This is a genomic window from Pistricoccus aurantiacus, from assembly GCF_007954585.1.
Taxonomy (GTDB): domain Bacteria; phylum Pseudomonadota; class Gammaproteobacteria; order Pseudomonadales; family Halomonadaceae; genus Pistricoccus; species Pistricoccus aurantiacus.
Window position 1 is genome coordinate 19,714 of record NZ_CP042382.1, and the last position, 24,567, is coordinate 44,280.

Annotated in this window: 21 protein-coding genes; 11 read left to right on the plus strand and 10 right to left on the minus strand. The window is 59.9% G+C overall.

What is annotated here, in order from left to right; all coding sequences use genetic code 11:
• Positions 1–127: 127 nt before the first annotated feature.
• From FGL86_RS00085 to FGL86_RS00100, 4 genes are all read left to right on the plus strand, one after another.
• Positions 128–1,360, plus strand: a complete 1,233-nt coding sequence (locus FGL86_RS00085; RefSeq protein ID WP_147182690.1) for a Zn-dependent hydrolase — start codon at positions 128–130, stop codon at positions 1,358–1,360.
• A gap of 140 nt (positions 1,361–1,500) precedes the next feature.
• Entirely contained in the window at positions 1,501–2,964 is a 1,464-nt protein-coding gene (locus FGL86_RS00090) for a sodium:solute symporter family protein (protein WP_147182691.1), read from the plus strand.
• Positions 2,965–2,986: 22 nt separating this feature from the next.
• On the plus strand, positions 2,987–4,609 hold the full coding sequence (locus FGL86_RS00095) for an amidohydrolase (protein WP_147182692.1): 1,623 nt from the start codon (positions 2,987–2,989) through the stop codon (positions 4,607–4,609).
• Entirely contained in the window at positions 4,599–5,537 is a 939-nt protein-coding gene (locus FGL86_RS00100) for a CobW family GTP-binding protein (protein ID WP_147182693.1), read from the plus strand. The genes FGL86_RS00095 and FGL86_RS00100 overlap by 11 nt, the downstream gene beginning before the upstream one ends.
• A 91-nt stretch (positions 5,538–5,628) precedes the next feature.
• On the opposite strand, the gene FGL86_RS00105 is transcribed toward FGL86_RS00100, so the two are convergent.
• The 10 genes from FGL86_RS00105 to FGL86_RS00150 form a co-directional block, all read right to left on the minus strand.
• Complete coding sequence (locus FGL86_RS00105; protein WP_186764446.1) at positions 5,629–7,011, minus strand: YfcC family protein; 1,383 nt, start codon at positions 7,009–7,011, stop codon at positions 5,629–5,631.
• Positions 7,012–7,391: 380 nt separating this feature from the next.
• A complete protein-coding gene (locus FGL86_RS00110; protein ID WP_147182695.1) occupies positions 7,392–8,711 on the minus strand; it encodes an IS1380 family transposase in 1,320 nt (439 codons plus the stop codon).
• A 288-nt stretch (positions 8,712–8,999) separates the two neighbouring features.
• Complete coding sequence (locus FGL86_RS00115; protein WP_147182696.1) at positions 9,000–10,406, minus strand: NADH-quinone oxidoreductase subunit N; 1,407 nt, start codon at positions 10,404–10,406, stop codon at positions 9,000–9,002.
• Positions 10,406–11,890: a complex I subunit 4 family protein gene (locus FGL86_RS00120; protein WP_147182697.1), complete on the minus strand. Its 1,485-nt coding sequence runs from the start codon at positions 11,888–11,890 to the stop codon at positions 10,406–10,408. Before FGL86_RS00120 ends, FGL86_RS00115 begins: the two co-directional genes overlap by 1 nt.
• Positions 11,891–11,914: 24 nt before the next feature.
• Positions 11,915–13,828, minus strand: a complete 1,914-nt coding sequence (locus tag FGL86_RS00125; RefSeq protein WP_147182698.1) for an NADH-quinone oxidoreductase subunit 5 family protein — start codon at positions 13,826–13,828, stop codon at positions 11,915–11,917.
• A gap of 3 nt (positions 13,829–13,831) precedes the next feature.
• Positions 13,832–14,137: an NADH-quinone oxidoreductase subunit NuoK gene (gene nuoK / locus FGL86_RS00130; protein WP_147182699.1), complete on the minus strand. Its 306-nt coding sequence runs from the start codon at positions 14,135–14,137 to the stop codon at positions 13,832–13,834.
• Positions 14,138–14,149: 12 nt separating this feature from the next.
• On the minus strand, positions 14,150–14,764 hold the full coding sequence (locus tag FGL86_RS00135) for an NADH-quinone oxidoreductase subunit J family protein (RefSeq protein ID WP_147182700.1): 615 nt from the start codon (positions 14,762–14,764) through the stop codon (positions 14,150–14,152).
• Positions 14,761–15,687: a complex I subunit 1 family protein gene (locus FGL86_RS00140; RefSeq protein WP_147182701.1), complete on the minus strand. Its 927-nt coding sequence runs from the start codon at positions 15,685–15,687 to the stop codon at positions 14,761–14,763. The genes FGL86_RS00135 and FGL86_RS00140 overlap by 4 nt, the downstream gene beginning before the upstream one ends.
• Positions 15,684–16,994 (minus strand): NADH-quinone oxidoreductase subunit D-related protein, encoded by a 1,311-nt coding sequence (locus FGL86_RS00145; RefSeq protein ID WP_147182702.1) that lies wholly within the window; start codon positions 16,992–16,994, stop codon positions 15,684–15,686. The genes FGL86_RS00140 and FGL86_RS00145 overlap by 4 nt, the downstream gene beginning before the upstream one ends.
• A complete protein-coding gene (locus FGL86_RS00150; protein ID WP_147182703.1) occupies positions 16,985–17,332 on the minus strand; it encodes an NADH-quinone oxidoreductase subunit A in 348 nt (115 codons plus the stop codon). The genes FGL86_RS00145 and FGL86_RS00150 overlap by 10 nt, the downstream gene beginning before the upstream one ends.
• A gap of 191 nt (positions 17,333–17,523) precedes the next feature.
• Between FGL86_RS00150 and FGL86_RS00155 the strand changes: the two genes are divergently transcribed.
• From FGL86_RS00155 to FGL86_RS00185, 7 genes are all read left to right on the plus strand, one after another.
• Complete coding sequence (locus tag FGL86_RS00155; RefSeq protein ID WP_147182704.1) at positions 17,524–18,006, plus strand: cupredoxin domain-containing protein; 483 nt, start codon at positions 17,524–17,526, stop codon at positions 18,004–18,006.
• Between the two features lie 3 nt (positions 18,007–18,009).
• Positions 18,010–18,675 carry a response regulator gene (locus tag FGL86_RS00160; protein WP_147182705.1) on the plus strand — a complete coding sequence of 222 codons (666 nt, stop codon included), beginning with the start codon at positions 18,010–18,012 and terminating at the stop codon, positions 18,673–18,675.
• Entirely contained in the window at positions 18,656–19,990 is a 1,335-nt protein-coding gene (locus tag FGL86_RS00165) for a sensor histidine kinase (protein WP_147182706.1), read from the plus strand. The genes FGL86_RS00160 and FGL86_RS00165 overlap by 20 nt, the downstream gene beginning before the upstream one ends.
• An 89-nt stretch (positions 19,991–20,079) precedes the next feature.
• Positions 20,080–21,894: a copper resistance system multicopper oxidase gene (locus FGL86_RS00170; RefSeq protein WP_147182707.1), complete on the plus strand. Its 1,815-nt coding sequence runs from the start codon at positions 20,080–20,082 to the stop codon at positions 21,892–21,894.
• 9 nt (positions 21,895–21,903) lie between these two features.
• A complete protein-coding gene (locus FGL86_RS00175; RefSeq protein WP_147182708.1) occupies positions 21,904–22,686 on the plus strand; it encodes a copper resistance protein B in 783 nt (260 codons plus the stop codon).
• Positions 22,687–23,055: 369 nt separating this feature from the next.
• Positions 23,056–24,188 (plus strand): IS3 family transposase gene (locus FGL86_RS00180; protein ID WP_425468303.1). Its coding sequence is split into 2 segments (ribosomal slippage): positions 23,056–23,311 and positions 23,311–24,188, totalling 1,134 coding nucleotides; the frame shifts between segments, so codons are not numbered across the junction.
• Between the two features lie 76 nt (positions 24,189–24,264).
• A complete protein-coding gene (locus tag FGL86_RS00185; RefSeq protein WP_147182710.1) occupies positions 24,265–24,462 on the plus strand; it encodes a hypothetical protein in 198 nt (65 codons plus the stop codon).
• The last annotated feature ends 105 nt before the right edge of the window (positions 24,463–24,567 follow it).

Consider the following 24,567-nt stretch of genomic DNA (forward strand, 5'->3'; position numbering starts at 1 on the left):
CCTGGAAGCATCAAAGAATGCAATATTGATATTATACGGATCATAGTGGCTACACTACCTTGATGAGAGACGCGGCTTTCTTTATCGCGTCTTCGGTGACATCAAAACAATTTATAAGAGAAGCACTATGACCGAAAAACTTAGGATAAATCAGGACCGCCTTTGGCAGCGACTGATGCGCATGGCGGAAATCGGCGCCACGCCCGCAGGCGGCAGCTGCCGGGTCGCGCTTACCGAGGAGGATCGTCAAGGCCGCGATCTGTTCATCGAGTGGTGCCGCACGCTTGGCTGCGAGATTCGCATCGACCGCATGGGCAATATCTTCGCGCAGCGCCCCGGTACCGACCCGCAACGCCTACCGATCGCCTGCGGCAGCCATCTCGATACCCAGCCCCATGGCGGCAAATTCGACGGCGTCTACGGCGTGTTGGCCGGCGTGGAAATTTTCGAGACGCTGAACGATCAAGGTATCGAAACCGCCGCGCCGCTGGAAATTTGTGTTTGGACCAACGAAGAAGGCGCGCGCTTTGCCCCGCCCATGATTTCCTCAGGGGTGTTTGGGGGTACCTACGAGCTTGATTACGGGCTAAGCCGTCAGGATGCCGATGGCATCACGCTTGGCGAAGCGTTGGAAAGCATCGGTTATGCGGGAACGCTTCCCTGTGGCGGCCATCGGCTCGGTGCTTTTCTCGAAGCGCATATCGAGCAAGGTCCGGTTCTAGAGCGTCAGGCAGAGACCATTGGTGTGGTTACTGGCGTACAAGGCTCCCGCTGGTATCGAGTGACATTCCACGGCCAGGACGCGCATACGGGATCCACCCCCATGGCGGGTCGACGCGACGCCTTGGTCAGTGCTGCCCATGCCATCCAGGCGGTCAGGGATATTGCGGAGCAACAGGCGCCGTCCGCGGTCGCGACTGTAGGACGTATCGACTGTTCACCCAACTCTCACAACACGATTCCCGGTGAGGTGGCACTCACCGTCGATATGCGCCATGCCACGATCGATACACTCGACATCATGGAAACCCAACTCCACAAAGCCGTGAACGTGGCAGCGCAGCAGGAAGGCACAGACATCGAGATACAGCGGATAATGGCTACGCCACCTGTTCACTTCGATGCGCGCTGCATCGAGGCCGTCGCTGAAGCAGCCAGCAAGTTAGGCTACCCGCATAGACGCATGCTCTCCGGTGCGGGTCACGATGCCTGCCATGTTGCCCGAGTGGCGCCCACCAGCATGATATTCGTCCCTTGTGCCGGTGGTCTCAGTCACAACGAGGCGGAAAGCGCAACTCCCGAAGATCTCGCCGCAGGCGCTAATGTGTTGCTGCATGCCTTGCTCGAACTCGCGCAATAGCTGGATGCGTACTTAACACTCATCAACAAGTGGTTGCATTAAAAATCGCTATTCACCAGCAAGTGTATTTATAAAATCAAGATACTTTAGTGAACCGTAGTTACGCCAATATACAACAACATAAAGCGGAGACTCACTTTATGGCCTGGTACACGACTTATACCATAGCTTACTTTATATTCATGTTCGCAATAGGAGCTTATTATTTTACCAAAGTAAAAACATCGGATGCTTATCTCATTGCCGGCTGGAACATGGGATTCTGGAATATTACCGGTACTATTATCAGTACGAACTGCGGTGCCGCCGTGTTTATCGGTTGGGTAGGCATGGGCTTCACCGTCGGCATGTCAGGGTATTTCAAGTTCGCTCTCCCTGCCGTTCTTTTTAGCATGTTACTTATCCTATTCTTCAGCAAACCACTAAGAAGACAAAGACTTTACACACTGGCAGATCTATTTAGCGAGCGCTTTGGTGAAAAAGCGGGAATATTGCCTTCAATATTTTCCGCCTTTGTATATTCTGTACCTACTACTGCTCTGCAAATAGTCGGCATGAGCACGATTTTCAATATTATCTTTGACATTCCGCTCAATTACGGCATCGCCTTATCCTTCGCGCTGATTCTTGGATTCACGATTCTGGGTGGACTCGTGGCCACAATCGTCACGGATGCGATACAAAGCGTCATCGTTATCGTGGGTATTGTTCTGCTGGCCATTTCCGCCATAATGTTCGGTGATGGCTTTGAAAATATTATCGAGAATACCCCCGCTGAATACTTGAGCCCTTTAGGTGCTGAGGGATTAAGCGACGTCCTGATATTTGCCCTTACCGTAGGGCCTTTCTATCTTGTTTGGCAGTCAACATGGCAAAGAATATTTGCCTCTCGCACCGAAGATATAGCAATAAAAGCTGGCTTGACGGGATACGGAGTCGTACTACTTATTGCTGTTCTACCGTACATGATAGGTGTCATTGCTCGCCAGTTTGTGCCTCTCGACATGCGGCCTGATTTAATTTTTTCCTATGTGACGGTAGAGCTCTTGCATCCTGCCATTGGAGGCATCGTAATAATGGGATTATTATCGGCCCTGATGACCGGCGCGGACTCCTTCATTCTGCAGGGCAGCTCCAACCTGGCCCAGGATTTCTATCATCGTCTGATCAATCCCGTGGCAAATGAAAAGCAAAAAATGTTTGCAGCACGCCTTAGCGTTGTTCTCATTTCCCTGCTGGCGGTACTGGTCGCCTATCTCATGACCGATATCATCGGCATGTACCAATGGGCACTGCGCATATCCGCTACTACATTGGTCATTCCCTTCCTGGCGGTGATGTTCTGGCGTCGAGCCACCGGTATAGCCTGTTTACTGAGTATGACGTTGGCTGCCATCATTACCGTACTGTGGCCCTTCTTGAGCACAAGCATTGACCCGGTTTTTCCAGGATTCTTGGTTTCGCTGACAGTTCTCGTTGGCGTAAGCCTTGTTACCGATCATGCCAAGGACGAGAGCGTCAAGGCCGTCTATTGGGAAGATCTTCCTACCGCGACTTCAAGGCTGCATCCCGGCGATAAACCCACCGCACCGGTCAATCCCTGATTCAGTGAAAGCGAGCACAACAATGACGACAATCTATTCCGCCAAGCGCATCATTACCATGAATCCCTCCCAGCCGGAGGCCACTCACATCGCCGTGCGTGATGGACGCATCCTGGCTGTAGGAACCCAGGAAGCCATGCAGGACTTCCATGACGCCAATCACGACTCACGGTTTGAAAACGACATTCTCCTGCCGGGCTTCGTCGAAGGACATAGCCATGCGCTGGAAGGCGCCTTGTGGAACTACGGTTACCTGGGATATTTCGGACGCACCGATGCGGATGGGCGCCACTGGGAAGGCCTGCGCAGCATCGAGGCGATGCAGCAACGGCTGAAGGAGTATGCCGCTACGGTGGATGAGACATCGCCAGTCATCGCATGGGGCTTCGATCCGGTGTACTTCCCCGGTGAACGACTGGATCGTCATGCACTGGATATTGCGGTCAGCGAGCGGCCGGTGGTGATGTTTCATGCCAACCTTCACGTCCTGACGGTGAATACTGCCATGCTCCAGTTGGCTGGCATCGATCAAGTCGAGGGCATCGAGGGCATTCGCTTGGGCGATGATGGCAAACCCGACGGCGAACTGCAGGAAATGGCCGCCATGCATGTAGTGTTCGACGCCTTGGGGTTTAGTGTTTTCGATCTGGTGGCCTCTACCGAAACCTTGAAACGCTACGCGCGTATCGCGCGGCGCAGCGGCGTGACCACCATTACCGATCTCTACAATCCCTTGACCGACGAAGGGGTGAGCGCCCTGGAAGCGGTCACTGCCGACGACCGCTATCCGGTACGAATGGTACCGGCCATGGCGGCCCTGAACTGGTCGCCGGAAGAGGGTATGGCAAGACTGCGCGACTGTCAGCACCGGGGCAACGACAAGCTCTATTTCGGTCCGGTCAAGCTGATGACCGACGGTTCGATCCAAGGCTACACCGCGCGACTTAAGTGGCCCTATTATCATGATGGCAGTCCCAACGGTATCTGGAACGCCCCGCCGCAACAGTTGAAGGACATCGTCCACCACTACCATCAGGCCGGCATTCAGTTGCATATTCACTGCAACGGTGACGAGTCCGTGGAGCTGATGCTCGACGCCATCGAGGAAGCCCAGGAGCTCTGGCCGCGATTCGACCACCGCCACACCCTGCAGCACTGTCAGATCATGGATCATGCCCAGCTGCGCCGCGCTGCTCGGCTTGGTGTGTGCTTGAATATCTTCGCCAATCACCTGTATTACTGGGGTGATATTCACCGGACTCGCACCCTGGGCTTCGAGCGCTGCCAGCGTCTGGAGCCCCTGGCTTCCACCCGGCGCTTGAATATTCCGCTGGCCATTCATAGCGATGCCCCGGTCACGCCGCTCGGGCCGCTCTTTACCGCCTGGTGTGCGGTGATGCGCCGTAGCGCTTCCGGCATTCAGCTCGGCGAACAGGAAAAGCTCACCGTCCCGCAGGCCCTGGAGGCGATCACCCTCGGCGCCGCCTATACGCTGCGGCTGGATCATCTGGTCGGCAGCCTGGAGATCGGCAAGTTCGCCGATATTACCGTACTCGAGGAAGATCCGCTGACCTGTGAGCCGGACCGACTCAAGGATATCCGCGTGAAGGCCACGGTCCTGGGAGGCGAGGTACATGACGACTGAGTACGCGCCGATCCCCGTGACGGTGATCGGTGGCTTTCTCGGCGCGGGCAAGACCACTTACCTCAACCGCCTGATCCAAGGCGGTTTGCCCCCGGACGTCCTGATCATCGTCAACGATTTCGGCGACATCAATATCGACGCGGCGCTGATTGATTATCAGGATGACAATGTCATGCAACTCAGCAACGGCTGTATCTGCTGCACCCTGGGCGGCACCTTGGCGGAACAGCTCGCTCAGGCGCTGCGTATCCGTGCCGCGCCCGGGGCGATACTGATCGAGGCAAGCGGCGTGGCGGACCCGGCGCGTATCGCCGATATCGCCCGCCTCTCTCGCCGACTACGCCTGGCCGAAGTGGTATGTCTTATCGACGGCTCTCAAGCACGGCGGCACGCGACGGACCCGCTGGTGGGCGATGCCTGGCGCGCTCAGGTTCTGGCGGCGGATACTCTACAGGTCAACCGCCTGGCTCCCGGCGACAAGCGCGAACTCGAGCAGTGGCTAAGCGATTTCAATCCCCGCGCTCGCATCGAGTGCGAGACAGAAGAAGCGCCAGCCGATACTCCTGTTCAGCCGTCCCTCTCTCCTCGCCCGTCAAGCCCTGCGTCTAATCGCACCGCGTCGCATGGCCATTGGCACACCTTCAGCCTCTCCGGCCGAGGAAGCATCGACAAGGCGCGGCTTGCAGCGTTGATCGAGGCGTATCGGGATGTGCTCTTTCGTGCCAAGGGCTTCATGCTCGCCGAAAGCACGGACGACATCGAGCTGTTGCAGTTCAGCGGCGACCGGCTGCACTGGCAACCCGCGCTGCGCGCGCCTGGGGAAACCCGGCTCGTCTTCATCGGAATCGCGGGAGAACGCTTCAGTGCTTTCGAGCAGGCCGTGAAGACACTGTTGGAAAACCCTTCCTCATCGGCCAGCTCGGAATAACCTCTACGTGGAACCTCCTAAGTTTCGCATCCTAACAAACAAGACGGACCGCGAATTAGGCACGGTTCAACTGCTTACTATTTGCTGAAGGTTAGCCGACCCACTGTGTCGCTTGCGCGAAAACCATGAAGCCCAGCGAGATCAGCACCCAAACGCAGAACAGCGGGAAAAAGAACTTGACCCACTTCTGCCACGGCACCCCGGCGATGGCCAAGGTGGCCATGAAATAGCCGGAGGTCGGGTAAAGTATATTGCCGATGCCATCACCCAGTTGGTAGGCGAATACCGCCGTCTGGCGTGTCACACCGACAAGATCGGAAAGCGGCGCCATGATCGGCATGGTCACCAGTGCCTGTCCGCTGCCGGAGGGGACGACGAAGTTGAAGCCGAGCTGTGCGAGATACATGCCAATGGCCGAAAACAGCGAAGGCAGCTCGCCGACCAGGTTGCCCAGACCATAGACCAGGGTATCCATGATCTGGCCGTCTTCCAGTACAACAGCGACGCCGCGGGCGATGCCGGCAATCATGGCCCCTACCAACACATCCCGAAAGCCCTTATTGAAGCCTTCGCAAATCTCTTCGATGTTGAGCCCCGCGATCACACCGACGACGATGCCCATGATGATGAACAGACCGGCCATCTCCATCATGAACCAGCCTTGTGCCAACACGCCATAGACCAGCAAGATGAGGAAGGCGAAGGTAGCAAACGCAGCCCATTTTTGGCGCGTGTTGGCGGTCAAGGCGCCTTCATCGGTAGCGTGCTGGAAATGGGAACGTTTTTCTGCCTCCGCTTCGTCATCGGCCATCAGGCTGAACGATGAATCTTGACGCACCTTACGCGCATAGCGCATGACGAAGAAGACGGCGACAGACAGAAAGACGATGAAGGCTAAAACGCGCAAACCAAAGCCCGAATACAAGGGCAGATTGGAGAGCTGCTGGCCGAGACCGGTATTGATGGGATTGAGCACCCCCGTCGTGAAGCCCGCCGTGGTCGCACACAAGGCCACCGCCGCCGCAGTGACCGAATCGAAGCGCAGCGCGATCATCAGCGGCAGGATGACCGGCACATAGACCAGAGCGAGTTCTTGAGTGCCGATGAGCGTTGCGATTATGGCAAACACCGTCATCAATATCGGAATCAAGACCAGGCTCCGATGAGCGAAGCGGCGACTCAGCTTGTCGACGCCTATCTCGATGATGCCGGTGCGATGGAGCACCATGAACATGCCACCGATCATGAAGGTAAAAAACACCACCTGGCCCGCACTCATCAGGCCGTTAGGGATGGCCAGCATGAAATCGACGAAACCTACCGGGGAGGCATCAATGAACTGAAAGGAATCTGCATCGATGGTGATGCGACCATTGGGACCGGGAATACGTTCGTACATGCCCGCCGGCACAAAATAGGTGGCGATCGAGGCGATCGCAATGAATACAAACAGGATGGCGTAGATATGCGGCATTTGAAACGACCGCTTTCTGCCGGTGATGGGGCTTGCTTCGTCGTTATTATTAGGCGTCCGAGACATTGGCTGGCCTTATGGGATGATGGTTGTAACCCTTCAAGAGGAACAAGAGGCGTGAGCGGGATTCGCTCCCCGTACAGCTCGAGTCAAGGCGCAAGACGATCCTCTTATGCTTGTGCATCTTTATCGTTGCTGATTAAAGCTCATTTAGCCCGGATATTGCACCGGGCCGGCCAGACGCTCCCAGATTCCAGGCTCGGTGGGGATGATGGCGATCGGGGTTGAGATTGGCTATTTCTTGATCAATTTCCTGGCTTCAGGGCGCACTTCCCCCAACCCCCATGTCTTTTCTGTGCCGGGGACAGCACGCTGCGACGCTATCCCGGCACCAACTTGCTGGCCAGCGTCAGGAAAAGGTCTTGCTCGGGATACTGGCTGCTCAGCATCAACCGGATAGTGCGCGTGTTGCGGGTAATGACGGCGCCGATCTTCAGCAGCTTCAGGCGGATGGTGTTGACCTGGGCTTGGGCGAAGGCGGTGCGTTTGAGGTAAACCCGACGCATCCGTTCCAGCAGCAGGTAGGCCAGCCCCGAGAGCAGCAGCCGGTACTGGTTGGGCCACCACTCGTGACAACTGGTGCGGTCGGAGAACAGGAACTGCTGCTCCTTGATGCGGTTCTCCATCTCGCCCCGGGCGCAGTAGCGATTATCGTAGAGCCATTCGGCGCTGCAACCCCGCAGGTTGGTGACCACATAGCGGGTGTTGAAGCCGCGCCGTGTGGTCTCGGACTTGACGATCACCTGTCGTCGGCGTTTGTTCCAACTGCCGGCGGCGTACTTGATGAAGCCGAAGACACGCTGCTTCTCCCAGGTCTTCTCGAAGCGGATGGCCGACGCGTAGTCGATGTCTAGAGCCAGCTTGGCCAGGCGCTGGTTGCCGGCGATGCCGATGATGTAATCGACGCCGTGGCGGTCGCACCAATTGAGGATCAGCGGGCGGCAGAAGCCGCTGTCGCCACGGAAGACGATCTTCACATCGGGCCATGCCTGGCGCAGCCGCCGGACCAGCAGAGCGAGGATGGCACCGGCGTGGTGAGCGGCATCCAGCGAGGCCGGGCGCAGGTAGCTGACCAGCAGCTGATCACCACAGAACACGAACAGCGGCAGGAAGATGTAATGGTCGTAGTAGCCGTTGAAGTGCCGCCCGAGCTGCTGGCCGTGCACCCGGTCATCGGTGGCATCGAAGTCGAGGTAGAGCGGCTTCTTGGGCGGCTGCCGGAACGAACGGATGAACTGCTCGATCATCTCCTCGTGGATGGCGACCGCCCAATCCCGGCCGGCCTGCTGTTCGAAGCGACACAGGGTCGACTGGCTGGCCAGCACGCCATCAGTATTGACGGCGGTCTGTAGGGCGATGTCATGACGCAGGGCATGGTGGTCGTTGAGATCTTCATAGCCCATCGCCAGGCCGAACACGCGTTGCCGGACCAGAGTTTCGGTGCGATGCAGGCAGCGCTGCGGGTCACGATCATCGCTGATCCGGCGGGCGACGGCGCGAGTCAGGCCCACCTCACGATCCATCTGCCGCAGCAGCAGGATGCCGCCGTCGGAGGTGACGTCACCGCCATCGAAGCTGGCGAGGATCTGACGGCCTTTGCAGCGTGGAAAGGCGGCGGTCGGCGTGGTACATTTTGTCATGGCGGCTGAGTCGGTTGGTTCTTGTATAGGAGCTTGAATTATAACCGATTTTCAGCCGCTTTTTGCATGTCTGGTGCAATATCCGGGTTAGGGAAATGTCTCCATCCTTGACGGGTTATCAATGATCATTATTAACCCCGCAGTCAAATTGATCGTCTTGTTCTATATATAGTCACCGCTCCACACTGGCGCAGATGCATGAATCTGCTGGTGCCGCGCGGGCTCGCACCGACTGACCGGTCGGCGGCGGGATGCTACCTAGTCCTGGCCTCAACGTCGATTTTTTTGTTATCCGGCAAACCCAATCGGCCCCAGCATTTCGATCAGCCACTGAAAACCTAGACTCGCGAGTATCAGCAATATCAGCGTGGTTAACAGCGCTACCCAGGACCAGCCGCCCAGCGTATGGACTTCCCCTTGCGGTGTCTTGAACATGGTCAGGGCGATCACGCGCAGGTAATAGTAAAGCGATACCACCGTATTGATGGCGGCGACTACGGCGAGCCAGGTGTAGCCCGCCTCGATGGTTACCTCGAAGAGCAGAAACTTGCCGAAGAAGCCTACCAGAGGCGGGATCCCCACCAGGGAGAGCAGCGAGACAATCAGCGCGGCGGTGGCAAGCGGTTGGCGACGGGACAGGCCATGATAATGCTCGAATTCCGTGCGCCCGCGCAGATGGGTTACCACTGCAAAAGCCAAAAGGTTGGCCAAGGCATAGGCGACGAGAAAGGCCAGCAGCGCCGGCAAGGCGGCCACGCCACTTCCCACCACCACGATTGCCATCAACATATAGCCGGATTGAGATACCGATGACCAACCCAGCAGCCGCCGCAGATCCGTCTGCCTGAGCGCCGCCAGATTGCCCAAGGTCATGGTCGCCACGGAAATCAGCGCGATAATCCCGGGCCAGGCTAGGTCTTGCGGCAGGAGTGTCAAGAAGCGCGCCAGGGCCACCGCCGCGCCGATCTTCGGCGCTACGGTGAGAAATGCCGCGATAGGTGCGGGAGCGCCCTGAGCCACGTCCGGCATCCAGGCGTGGGCCGGTACCGCGCCAAGCTTGTAGGTCAACCCCAGGACGATACAGGCCACCGCCACGCTTAGCGCGATCGAGTCCGTGCCGGCCTGGAATACGTTCGCGGCCTTGGCATAGTCCGTATCTCCCACCAGGCCGAACAGGATGACCACGCCGATCACCAGCAGCGCATTGGCCAAAGCGCCGATCAGGAAGTACTTCATCGCCGCCTCCAGGGCGGGGGGAAAGCCGCGATGATAGGCCGCCAGCGGGTAGCTCGCCGCGGAGGACAGGAGCACCCCCACCACCAGTTCCATGGCGTCATTGGCGGAGGCCATCATGATCATGCCCAGCAGCGAGAACAGGCATAGCGCGTAATACTCGCCGTGGCGCCGGTCGCTGCGCATCCAGTCCGGCGACAGCGCCACCACCACCGCGCCGCTGAATAGGATCAGCAGCTTGGCGGCAACGGCTACGCCGTCCAGCGCCCAGACCCCGGAGAAGGTCAGACGTGGCGGCGCCCCCCACTGCAAGACACTGAACCAGGCCGCCAGGGCCAGCGCGATCAGCGCCAGTACCGCTGACCACCTCTGCAAGCGCTGAGGCGTAAAGGCGGCGAACAGCACGATGGTCACGGCACCCAACAGCAGAACGATTTCCGGCAGCAGATCACCGATGGGCATCAGCGACCTCCGATCAGCAAGGCGCTGGCGCCGTCGATCACTTCAAGCAGGAAGCTCGGATAGACGCCGATGATCACGATGCCCAATCCCAGCACACCCAGCACCGTTGCCTCGATTCGATTCAGCTCGGTGAACTGGCCAAGGTGTACCGGCAGGCGGCCGAAGAACAGCCGACGCAGCAGGTCCAGGAAGAGCCCGGCAGTGATCAGGATACCCAGCACCGCGAGAACCGCCAGCCAGGGGTAGACCGCGAAGGTACCGGCGAAGATCTGAAACTCCGCGACGAAGCCCGCAAGCCCGGGCATGCCCAGGCTGGCAAAAGCCGCGAGTACCGTCAGACCGGTCAACAGTGGCGCCTGATGGGCCAGGCCGCCGTAATAGTCCAGATCGTACTCGCCGGTGCGCTGCCAGAAGCTGCCGCAGATGAGAAACAGCGCCCCGGTGATCAGACCGTGAGCGACCATTTCCACCGTGGCCCCGGTCAGCGCCAGCTGCTTCGCCATCAGGTTGTCGCTGAAACTTGCCGCCACCGCGATGCCCAGTACCGTGTAGCCCATGTGATTGATCGAGGTATAGGCGATGCGTCGCTTGAGGTTGCGCTGGCCCAGCGCCACCAGGGCCCCGTAAATAATCGCCACCAAGGCGATGATGCCGACCACCAGAGCGTAGCGCTGGAAGGTATCCGGCAGCATGGCCAGCGGCAGGCGCACCATGCCGTAGGTGCCCATCTTGAGCAGCACGCCGGCGAGAATCGCCGAGGCCGGCCCGGGGGCGTCCACATGGGCCTGGGGCAGCCAGGTATGCAGCGGCACCAGCGGTGTCTTGATCGCCAGGCCCAGCATCAGGCCGAGAAAGACCAGCCCGGCGTAGAGGCCGCCCCCCGCCAGGGGCTGCTGTTCGATGATCAGGCGCATGTCGAAGCTCGGCGCATCCAGTGACAGATAGAGCCCGATGATCGCCAGCAACAACGCCAGGGAACCGGCGAAGGTGAACAGGAAGAAGGTCAAGGCGGAGAGCTGGGGTTTGCCATGACCCCAGCGTCCGATCAGGAAATACATACCCACCAGGCTGAGATCGAAGAACACATAGAACAGCAGCAGATCCAGCACCAGGAACACCGCCAGGGACGTCGCCATCAGGAACAGCATCCAGCCATAGTACTGACGCGGCTGACCCTTGGTATCCACCGGATAGGCGATGGAAGCCAGAAACACCAGGGCGCTCATGGTCACCACAGCCAAGGCGATGCCGTCCACCCCGACCCGGTAACCCACGCCGATGGAAGGCACCCAGGGCACGTCCAGCACGTGCTGGAAAAGCGGTCCGCCGGAGTCGAAGCCCAGCCAGGCCCAGACCAGCATGGCCAGGGAAAGCGCTGCCACCAGGGTGGCGAAGAGCCGCGGACCGCCGGCGCTCCAGCGCGGCACGAAGGCCAGCAATAGCGCACCCAGTAACGGCAAGGTCCAAGCGAGTGTCAGAATCACGAGTCGTCTCCCTACGAGCTTTTCTTATAAAGCAGCGCCAAGCAAAAGGATCAGCAGTAAAACGGCAAAGCCAATGGCGATGCCCGCATAATAGTGATGAGTCTGGCCGGTCTGGGCCTGGCGCGCCCAGTGACCACCGCGCCTAACCAGCCCGGTCAGTGAACCGGGCAGCCGCCAGGACAGGGCTTCGCCGGAGGTGGCGTTAAGTCGTGCCGCCCATGTAGCGGACCGTGCGCTGCCGCGTAGACTGGCATCGACAATTTCATCATCACTTCGCGCCAGTCCCAGGGCGGTGCGTCTCGCCCACGCCGCCGAGGCAAAGGTGGCCGCCTCCAGCACCTGGGCGTCGAAACGCGCCAGCCGGTGGGCGAGCTTCATCACGGCGTCGCCGATCTCTCGGGTCAGGGGCACCAGTTCCCACCAACGGGCTGCGGACTGCGCCCAGTCCTGCTGCTGCAAGGCCTCGTCGCGCCGTACCAGGGCAGCCCCCAGAAGGATACCCAGCACCACCAGGATCAGGGACAGGACGAGCAACCAGAAGTGGCTGTCCACCTGCGGCAGCCCCAGCCCCCACTGGAGCCAGGACTGGGCCTCCGGCCACCAGAGGATCGACAATGCCAGGGTTACCGCAGCCAACAACGCCACCGCCAGCCGTTCGCCCCCGTTGATGCGAGGCGGCCCCTGCTCGCGTCGGCTGGAGCGCCCGAACATGGCGAACTGAAAACGGCTAGCGTAGGTGGCGCTGAGTCCGCCAGCCAAGGCGACTCCCAAGGCGAGCCATAAAGAATCCTTGTAAGCGACGGAGACGATCTGCTCCTTGGTCCAGGCCGCTCCAAGAGGCGCGAGTCCCGCCAGAGCCAGGGCGAGAATGGCGCTGAGCAAGGCAACGCCCGGCAGCCGAATGCCCAGGCGCATCCTTGCGAGTTGATAGCTTCCCGTCTGACGCTCCGCGGTTCCGGTCGCCAGAAAGAGGCCCGCCTTGAAGAAGCCATGAGCCAGGAAGTGCAACAGCGCCACGCTGGGATAGCCAACCCCTACCGCGACCCACATCAGCCCGTACTGAGCGGAGGTGGAGGCCGCCAGCAGCTTCTTGGCATGGCCTTGCACGATGCTCACGACGCCACCGGCCAGGGCGGTGATCAGCCCGATGGCGACGATCGTCGGCATCAGCCAGCTCACCTGAGTGAGCAGCGGCTGCACCCGCGCCAGCAGATAGAGGCCCGCCGCTACCAGGGTCGCCGCGTGCAGCAAGGCGGAAACCGGCATCGGGCCGGCCATGGCGGCGAACAACCAGGCGGAGAACGGTACCTGGGCGGACTTGGCCACCGCCGCCAGCAGGATTCCCGCCGCTGCTATTTGCATCAGGCTGCTGTCCAGGCCGGGAAGCGCCTGATAACCGAAGCCGCCGCTGCCGGCGAAGACCGCCGCCGCGGCGATATAGAGCCCCAGATCGCCGAAACGGGTGACGATAAAGGCTTGAATGGCATCCTTTGGAGCGCTCTTGTCCTGCCAATAGTGGGAAATCAGCGCCCAGGAGCAGGCGCCGATCAGCTCCCAGCCCACCAGCAGGGTCAGCAAGTCTTCCGCCAGTATCAGGAGTTCCATGGCGCCGACGAAGGCGGTCATGATCGCCAGCAGGCGTCCCAGGGGCGGGCGCTCGTGAAAGCCCGCGAACAGCAGGATGGGGAATGCGATCAGCGGTACCGCCAGGGCAACGATACGGCTTAGCGGCGTCAGCTCCAGCTGCAGTACCAGCACCGAGTTGAGAGCATAGCTTCCCCGCCACTCATTGCCGATCGCCAGGGCAACGAGCGCCACTACCCCCGTCACCGCAAGCAAGGCCAGCAGCGTCACCCATACACGCCCGCCGCGACGACCGCTGAAATAGACCAGCGGCGCGGCGAGAATCGGCAGTAATGGCACCATCCATAGCATCATGTTTCAGCCTTTAAGATCGGCAATAGACTCCGTGGTATCCGCCTGCTTGCCACGGTACACCGCCACCACCAAGGCAAACCCTACCGCCATCTCGATGGCCATCACCGCCATGACGACGATGGTCAAGAGCTGTCCTTCCGGCACCCCGGCGCCGCTCATGGCCCAGAAGCCCACCGCGGCGAGCATCACCCCGTTGAGAATCAGCTCGAGTCCCATCATCAGCATCACGAAGGACTGCTGAGACAGTGCCCCGTAGATGCCGATGCCGATCAAGGCCGCCGCCAGCAGCAGTACCGTGGTCAATGTCATGGCGTTCTCCTTTCAGTGGCAGTGATGTCCACCGCCGTCGTCATCATCCTCTTGCGGCATTCCCGCCGGGTCACCGCCGGGCTCAAGCCCAGGCGGCATGGAGCCCTCCTGGGCGGAGCCGAAGCGCCCGCGCTGGCTCGACAGCACTACCACGCCGATCATGGTGGCCAGCAGCACCACGCCGGCGGATTCGAAGATCAGCATGGAGTCCCCGAGCAGTTCTTCACCCAGGGACTGCACCTCCTTGAGATCCGCAGGCAAGGGCTGATCGGGAAAGGTGGCCAGCAGCGCCATGGCGCCCAGTATTACGAAGCTGACAATACCCGCGCCGATGGAAAGCTTGTGCTGGTGCACCATCATCATCGGGTTGAGTCCCGCCGGGTTCATCATGAACATCACCATGAACAGCGCCATGACCATCATCTCGACGCCCATCATGAAGAACATCGCCACCCCCAGATACATGGCGGAGAGCAGCAGCATGATCGCCCCCACGGCGATAAAGGACAGCAGCAGAAAGAAGGAAGCGCGCACCATGGAATCCGTGCGAAACACTCGCCAGCCGGTATAGACCGCGAACAGCGCCAGCAGGATAAAAGCAATATCCACGAAGAGAGAGCCACTCATAGCAGCGCCTCCACCCCGGCCCAGATCAGATCGATGAAGGAAAGCGGCAGCAGCACCACCCACATCAGGCTGACGCAGCGCTCCGGGGTAATGCGGGCGAAGACGCGGCTAAGCCAGGCCAGCACCGCCAGCACCGCCAGCATCTTGAGCGCCACCCACAGCGGCCCGGGCAGCCAAGGCCCCAACCAGCCGCCGAGAAAGGCGGTGGTGGCGATACCGCTGAAGGCCACCAGCATAGCGCTTCTGGCAAACTCCCAGACCAGCCGCTGAGGGCCGGACACGTCCGCGCTGGTGCCGCCGGCCAGATCCGTGGAATCCGCCAGGTTGAAGGGCCCGCGAAAGGTGATGGCGAGCCCCACGATCAGAAACAGCGGCAGGCCCAGGGGCTGGCGCAGCACGTTCCAGAGTTCTTCCTGGGAAGCCACCACCTGGGTCAGCGCCAGGGACTCCGCCGGCAACGCCACGCCGATCAGCACGAACATGCTGATCAGGATGTAGGAAAGCCCCAGGGCCACGTAGCGATAGGCGCCGATCAAGGTCAGGTGGGTATTGGCGGACCAGCCCTGCAGAAAAATTACCACCGTGGCCAGCGCCTCGACGCTGCCCCAGAGCACCAGGCTGGTGACGATATCCGTGGCCACCCAGTCCCGGGACCAGGGCACCAGGGCCAGGCCGATGGCGGCCAAGGATAAATAGAGCGCCGGGGCCAGCCGCCAGCCCCATTGATCCGGCGCCTCCGTCATGTTGGTCTGCTGCTTGAGCAGCCAGGTGGCTCGGCTCAAGGGCGAGATCCAGACGCTTTGCGCTTGAGCCAGGCCGAAGGATCGCGCCGCCAGGCCGTCCAGCACCACAAGGCAATAAGGGCCGATCACCAGGGCGGCGAATACCAGCAGCAAGGGCCAGATCAGCTGATCGAGGATCATGCGGCCTCCCCTTCTTGCTCTTGAGCCTCATCAGACCATTGGGAAACCGCCGCCAGGTCGAGACTGGCGACGGTGGCCAGGGCCTCCCCCCATTCCAGTCCCGGCAGCAGGTCTGCCAGCAGCGAGCTGGCGTCTCTCGGCAGCTCGTCGCCCCCTGCACCGCGCGGGGTTTCCAGCACCTCGCGATTGGCGGTAACAACGTTGTCTTTTTGAGCTAATTCGACGAGCCGCAGGGACTGAGCGACTTCCGCCAGCCGCTGTCGCCAGCGGGTCCGGGTATCGCCTTCCTGCTGGGTGATCACGGAAAAATCCAGACGACGATAGGCCTCGTCATCGAGTCGCGCATCCTGGTCGATGCCCGCGGCCCGAGCGGCGAAGCCACCCAGCGACTCCGCCTGCTCTTTGCTCAGTGCGCCGCGCTGCGGCAGGTGCAAGGCAAGGAAACCCCGGCGTTTCAGGCGCCCTTGGAGCACCTTGAAGCGTTTTTCCAGCGCGCTGATTTCCGCCGACTCGCAAGTCTCCGCCAGGCGCAGCGCATCAAGTGCCAGGTCCTCAAGCCCTGCCAGATGCAGGGCATGAAAAAGCACCCGTAGATGATAACGTGCCCGCTCTCGCTCCAGGGTCGCGATGGAAACGGCTCGTTCGCGGGCCTCGAAGAATACCGGCGCCAGAACGCGAGGAAAGGGCGACGACTGAACGGCGAACTGCTGGACGATATCCCCCTGCAGGGTCACTTCCGCCTCGAGCCCCGCCGGCCACAGGGGAAAGAACGGCCCCAGGCGAAAGGTCAGAATATCCAGGGCCAGGCCGTCGCGCAGATCATCCGTAGGCGGCATGGCCATAGGTCGCCCGTAGGGCACGCCGCCCATCATGCCCTCCCCGCCGTGGCCGTCGTCGCCCAACCCTTTCCAGGGGTTGGGCGGCTCGTCCGGCAGCAGCCGAGGCGATGCGCCGAGTTCACCACAAAGCGTCTTGCGATGGGCGTCCACCAGGGCATCCGGCAGCGCTTCCAGGGAATCCACCCTGGCGACATCGGCCTGCTGCAGTTCCAGCAGCGGCTCGCTTTGATACCAGAGCGTGGCAAAGGGCGCGGGAAGCTGGTCATGAATCCGGCGCAGGGATTCCTGCATCTCCGGCGGCACTCCACCGGCCACCAGCAGAAGCGACGCATGGCGCGGCGAATCCACCAGCTTGATGCGCGGGTCCAGGGCCAGCCGGTAGAACGCCTCCTCTCCCCGCATTCCCAAGGCGGGAAATACCGTCGCCGGGCCGCGAGCCGCCAACCGAGTAAGCCAACTTATTGCCACTTGAACACCCCCTCCCGCCAGCCGTAGAGAATGCCCACGGAGAGAATGGTCAGGAACATGCCCATTTCCATCACCGCCGTTAAGCCCTTCTGCACGTAGACCACCGCCCAGGGATACATGAACATCATCTCCATCTCAAAGGCGATGAGCAGCAGCGTCATGGGGTAGTAGCGAACGTGATAGCGGCTCCAGGCGTGGGTATCGGGAAGGCCGCCGCCGAGAAAGGGCGCGCGCTGGGGATAGGTGGGCATGGCCTGATGGCGGCTCGGCCACCATTGCAGCAGCAGGCCGCCGCCGAGGCTGACAAGCAAGATAAGCAGAAGTGCGAGCAATTCCATGGTTACCCCGCTCAATCGATGGATCGTCCTTGTTCCATTACCTACTAACTCTAATGTAATTCAGCCTAGCACAAGGTGAACAGCCTTTCCTGAAACCAAGTTGAACAGGGTAATTCTCTGATATTCAGCCTTGATTCAGGAAGCTCCTTTATAACGTCCCCTGTTATTCATCGAAACGAGCATTTCTCATCATGCGCAAGACACTACTGGCAATCGCTATTGGCTTATCCACTACCGCCGTCCTGGCGGCCGGTCAGCATGGCGGTGGCCATCAGGACGCCTTATCAGCGGAGGTTGGCCGCACTATCGCTTTCGAAGCCGGCGACATGTGGTTCGATCCAGAAACACTGGATATTGCCCCGGGCGAAACGGTGGCATTCGAAATCAGCAATACCGGCAATATTGAGCACGAATTCGTGATCGGCGATGCCGCCGCCCAGGCAGAGCACCGGGAGATGATGCGCCAGATGCCATCGTCCGGCGGCCACGACATGTCAGCCGGACACCATACAGGTGGCCATGGCAATGAGATGCCTGCGGTGACCATCGCCCCGGGGGAAACCGCTACCCTGGTGTGGACCGCTCCACAAGACACTCGTAAAGTGGAATTCGCCTGTAATATTCCCGGTCACTATGAATCCGGCATGAAGGGCGATATTCATATTCAGGGATAAACCATGAAGCTATTGCTTCTTGAAGACGACGATCTGCTGGCGGATAGCCTGGCGGAAACCCTGCAAGATAAAGGTTATAGCGTCGATACCGCTGCTCGAATACGGGTGGCGGAATCCCTGATGGCCAGCGAGGATTACGCCTTGGTGATTCTCGATCTCGGTTTGCCTGACGGCTCTGGCCTGGATCTGCTCGAACACTGGCGGAAACAGGGTCGAGATTTACCGGTGCTGGCACTGACGGCGCGAGATACCTGGGAAGATAAGGTCATCGGTCTGCGTCGGGGGGCGGATGACTACCTGACCAAACCCTTCCATGAGGCGGAGCTTCTAGCTCGGCTGCACGCCCTGCTGCGCCGACGCTCCGGTAGCACTACCTCGATTATCGAGGTCAACGGGATATCGCTTGACGAGCATACCCAGCGCGTGAGCACTGATCGGGCGTCCTGGCATGACTTGACCGCCACGGAGTTTCGGCTCTTGCGCTACCTGATGCATCATCCCAACCGGGTACATTCCAAGGAGCGGCTGCTCGACCAGCTCTACTCCCTGGAGCAGGACGCGCCGGCGCCCAACCTGGTGGAAGTGTATATCGGCCGACTGCGCCGACTTCTGGGCAAGCAACGGATTCAGACTCGGCGCGGCCAGGGCTATGTCTTCGTTGCGCCTTGATCCGCGCAGCCTGCGTTTTCGCCTGCTGGTCTGGCTCGGCGGCATTGCGCTGATCGTGGTGGGCATCACCTGGATATTGCACGGCATCCTGCTCAACGACCTCGCCCGGGATTTTCTTGGCGATCGTCTACGTCAGGAGGCCAGTTTCATCGTGAAGCGTCTGAATCAGGATTCCCTCTCGAACCAATCCTGGCCGGATTCCTCGAGCCCCGCTTCCCAAGTCTTTCATCACCTTTATGCCCTTCGCCTGGGGGATAGCATCAATTCATCGCATCCTCGCTGGCTGCCGCATCTCGAACCCTACCTGCAAACCGCCAAAGAGGGGCTGCTTGAGCTGCACTGGCGGGATCGACATCTGCTGATCTATCGTGTGGCCTTTACCTTGGACGGCCAACAGGGTGTCTTGTTGATTGGCGAAGACTTGGCTCAGATTGAAGCGGGGCTAGCTACCTTGCACCGATGGGTAGCGGCTATCGCCGGTCTGGTGCTGGCGCTCTTGATTCTACTCAACCTGGTGGCGGTCAATCGTGGGCTAAGGCCCTTGGCCGCCTTGCAACGCCAGCTGGAGGAGCTGCGCAACGGCCAACGCCGACGCCTGGCCTTCGAGTTGCCCTCGGAGCTCGATCCGCTGGTCAACCAGCTCAATCGTTTCATGGACGAGCAAGATAAACGGCTCAAGCGTTCCCGGGAATCCGTCGCCAACCTTTCCCATGCGCTGAAAACACCCTTGGCCGCGGTGATCCAGGCACTGCGCGGCTCGCGGCTCATCGACAGCCAACGCCGTGCCAAGATGCTTGTCCGCCTGGAGGACATGCACGCACAGTTGGAAGCGGAACTGCGCCGCTCGCGTATCGCCGGCCCCTATACTGGCCAGCGTACCTTTATCAAGCGCGAAGCTGAACAGTTGATCGACATGTTCGGTGCCCTCTATCCCGACAAGCATTTTTCGCTGACCACGGACTTCGCAACGGCGCCCCCCGGGCAAGACGTGATGGTCAGTGTCGAGCGTCAGGACTTCACGGAGATACTGGGCATCCTGCTCGACAACGCCGGCAAATGGGCCAAACATGACGTGCATTGCCATTTGACCTATAACACCCAGTTGACCATACGCATTCGGGATGACGGGGCAGGCGTCGCTCCACAGCATATCCCCCAGCTTGGCCAGCGCGGCCTGCGTCTGGACGAAGGGCGTCCCGGCCATGGATTGGGGCTTTCCATTCTGCGTCAACTGATCGAGCAATATAGCGGCAGGCTCTGCTTCGAGACTGCCAAGACCGGTGGCTTGGAAGTGATCGTCATTCTACCCACATAGTAATACCGCACGTCCGCACTCAGCATGGATTCAGCTTGCTCCGGCATGATGTGGCCAAACAACGTCCTTTTTGGCTACAGGAGTCCTGCATGGCTACCACGAAGCCGCTTGAGCTTCCCGGTTTATCGCGTCGTCAACTGCTCAAGGGCGCCTCCGCCCTGGGGTTGAGTACCGCCGCCCTCGGATTGCGCCCGGTCTGGGCCAATCCCTGGGGGCAAACCCATTCCTATGCCCAAGGCACGGCTATCGGACCCAACGTTTCCTTGGCGATTCGCCGCGAATCTTTGCCAGTCGCCGGCCAATCGGCGCGGCCCATTACCATCAACCACTCAAGCCCCGGGCCCTTGATCCGCCTGCGGGAAGGCGAAGACGCGGTGCTGAGCGTCACCAACCTGCTCGACGAGGATACATCCATTCATTGGCACGGCATGATCCTGCCCCCGAGCATGGATGGTGTACCCGGGGTCAGCTTTGCCGGCATTGCCCCCGGCGAAACCTTTACCTACCGCTTTCCGGTCCGCCAGCACGGCACCTACTGGTATCACAGCCACTCCGGCCTACAGGAGCAGCTTGGTCATGCAGGCCCGCTGATCATCGATGCACAGGAGCGCGAGCCGTTTCGTTACGAACGAGAGCATGTGGTACTGCTGACCGACTGGTCCTTCGAGGAACCGGCGGACATCTTTCGCCATCTGAAGCTGGGCGAAGGCTACTACAACTTCCAGGAACGCACCGTTGCGGACTTCTTCCGCGATGTGGAGAAAAACGGCTTTGCCGACACCGCCGCCCAGCGCGCCATGTGGGCCAAGATGCGCATGAGTTCCCGGGATATCGCCGATGTCACCGGTCACACTTACACTTATCTGATCAACGGCCATTCCCCCAGCGACAATTGGACTGCCCTGTTCAAGCCTGGTGAGACGCTGCGCCTGCGGGTGATCAATGGTTCGGCGATGAGCTACTTCGATGTGCGCATTCCCGGGCTCAAGATGACCGTGGTGGCCGCGGATGGCCAACCGGTACAGCCGGTGCCCGTCGATGAATTCCGCATTGGCATCGCCGAGACCTACGATGTGCTGGTCACCCCCCAGGAGGACAGCGCCTATACCTTGTTCGCCGAGTCCATGGACCGCAGCGGCCATGCTCACTGCACCTTGGCGACACGACTCGGCATGGTCGCCGCCATTCCGGAACGACGCCGGATCGCCGATCGCGGCATGGAAGCCATGGGTGCCCACGGCGGAATGGAGATGGCGGGCATGGATCATTCGGGCCTGTCAGGTATGCAAGGCATGGATCACTCGAGCATGTCAGGCATTCAGGACATGGACCATTCAAGCATGTCTGGTATGCAGGATATGGATCACTCGGGCATGTCGGGCATGCAGAACATGGCCTCCGGTGAAACCACCGGCCTATTGCCCGTGGGTGCCGCCCAGCCTGGCTCACGCTACGATCAGCCGGGTATCGGGCTCGATCCCAGGGAGCGCCGGGTGCTGGTCTATCGCGATCTCAGGGCTTTTGCCCCCTGGCCGGACCGACGCCCGCCGAGTCGCGAACTGGAGCTTCTCCTGACCGGCAATATGGAGCGCTACATGTGGTCCTTCGATGGCAAGAAATTCAGTGAGGTCGACGGCCCCATTCGCTTCTACAAGGACGAGCGGCTGCGATTGATTCTGTTCAACGACACCATGATGGAACACCCCATTCACCTGCACGGCATGTGGATGGAGCTGGAAAACGGCGCCGGTGAACTGATTCCCCGCAAGCACACCCTGAACGTCAAGCCCGGCGAGCGGGTCTCCGCCCTGATCACCGCGGACGCGGAAGGCAGCTGGGCCTTCCATTGCCACCTGCTCTATCACATGGATGCCGGCATGTTCCGGGTCGTCAAGGTCGCTTGAGGAAACGTCATGAAATCAGGAAACGCATTTATCGGTGCCGGCACCTTGCCGGTCGTGCTGACCACTCTGCTGACCGCCACCCCAGCCACGGCCCAGGAAGGCTATGATGCGCCGGCCAGTTGGCCATCGCCGATCACCGAACACCCGATTGCCACGCTCTTGGTCGATCGTCTGGAATACGCCTCGCCGGACAAGGGCAAGGACGCCCTGGTCTGGGACTTCCAGGCCTGGTACGGCGGCGACGTCAATCGGCTGTACCTAGAAGGTGAAGGCGAAAATGCCCAAGGAGACGGTGAAGACGCGGAGTTCGAAAGCCTGGACCTTCTGTATAGCCGCCTGATCGCCGACTTCTGGGAGCTGCAGGGCGGTATCGGCTATCAGGGAGGTATCGCCTCGAACGACCATCCCGAACGCTACTTTGGCGTCATCAGCCTGCTCGGCTTCGCCCCCTACCGCTTCGAGACCGATCTCGATTTGCGCGTCAGCGACGAAGGCGATGTCTCCGCCAGCCTGGAAAGCGAATACGACCTACGCCTCACGCAGCGAATGTTCCTGCAACCACGTCTGGAGGTCGTCGCCGCCGCAAGTGAAGTCCCGGAATTTGGCGTGGGTGAAGGACTGAATACGCTACGCACCGGTATGCGCCTTCGTTATGAAATATCCCGCAAGTTCGCCCCTTACATCGGTGGCTACTGGCAGAAAGCCTACGGCGATACGGCGGACCTGGCCCGGGCCGCTGGGGATGCCACGGAAGATACCGGCATCGTCGTCGGCGTCCGAATGTGGTTCTGACGTTTATCAAGCAAAGCGTACACCATCAGGTTCGAGCCTTTGGTGGCTCGCCCTTTGGATGCGAATTTTCCAGATATTCAGCTTGGTTTCAGCTACACAGCCTACGTTCAACGTCAGGGGGAGGAGAAAACGCAGTTGACGAGACAAGAAGAGGAACTAGTCGAAAGATCGAACGTATAAAAAAAGGAGAAGCGCGAAAAAGCCAGCTTTGCGTGATGTGGAGACGCCCTGCACCAAGGAGGTACTAGCATGTTATCCAAAGAAATGTTTAAGCAGCTCGGTATCATCGGCGTGGCCTGTGTGAACTGGACCCCGAAATTTGGACAGGTGCCTAAGCTCTGATTCATCATCTCCCTCAGGAGGAGAATCATGAGCAAGAAACGCCAACAGTACAGCGCTTCATTCAAGTCCAAGGTTGCCCTGGCCGCTCTCAAGGGTGACCAGACCACTTCCGAGATCGCCGCCCGTTTCCAGATCCATCCGACCATGGTCAGCACCTGGAAACGCGAGCTGCTGGAAAATGCCCCTGACCTCTTCGAAGGCAAGAAGAAGGCTGGCAAGCCGTCCAACGAGCCCAACACCGATGAACTCTATCGCGAGATCGGCCGGTTGACGGTGGAACGCGATTTTTTATCGCGCAAGCTCGATCAGTAAGTCGTCGACGCCGGTTGGCGATGATCGAGCGCGACCACCCTGATATCAGCATGACGCGCCAATGTGAATTGCTCAAATTGAGCCGCTCATCGGTGTACTACCGTCCTCGGCAACAGCGTCAGAAGGATTTGAATCTCATGTATCTACTTGATCAGCAACATCTGGAAACGCCGTATTACGGGTCTCGCAAAATGCGGGCGTTCCTGCAGCGCCAGGGCTATCAGGTAAACCGCAAGCGAGTCCAGCGACTGATGCGCACCATGGGCCTGCAGGCGGTATACCCGCGTCCGAGAACCAGCATTCCCGGCGAGGGGCACAAGGTTTATCCCTACCTGCTCAAAGGGCGCCGGATCGACCGGCCCAACCAGGTGTGGGCCGCCGATATCACGTATGCGCCGCTGGCCCGGGGCTTCATGTACCTGGTGGCCATCATGGACTGGCACACTCGCAAGGTGCTGTCCTGGCGCGTCTCGAACACCCTGGACGCTGACTTCTGCGTTGATGCTCTGGAGGAGGCCCTGCAACGTCATGGAACGCCGGAAATCTTCAACACGGATCAGGGTGTCCAGTTCACCAGTGAAGCCTTCACCGATGTTCTCAAGCATCATGGCATCCGGATCAGCATGGACGGCAAGGGCTGCTACCATGACAATATCTTCGTGGAACGCCTCTGGCGCAGTGTCAAACATGAGTGCATCTACCTCACCGCCTTCGAGGATGGGCGACACTTGAGACAGGCGCTTAACCGGTACTTCCGGCACTACAATCAGGAGCGGTTCCATCAGAGCCATGATTATCAAACACCCGACGAGGTGTATTACCAGCCATCCGTGACCCTGGCAGCTTGAGCCGGGTAAACAAAGAGGTCAGAGCTTAGTAACACCTTCAAGCTGTCCAGCTGATGGGGTCCACCTCACAGACGCGATGTCTCCAGAAGCCGAGGCGACCGAATCCGCCGCCAACCCGCAAGCCAAAGGCAACCAGGAAGATGAACTCAACCAAGGTCAAGGTGCTGCTACCAGCGGTAGCGAGGATACCCCTTCTCTAGACTATGAGTCCGACAAAGACGAGACGTCTCCAGAAGCCGAGGCCACCGATTCCGCCGCCAACCCTGAGCAATGAGGTAAGTTGCAGGCCCTGTCGAAGCAGAGACGTTCCATCCGAATGATCACCGCTTTGACAGGGCTTTTTTGGCCTTCAAACATCCCTATTCTTAGCCAACATAAC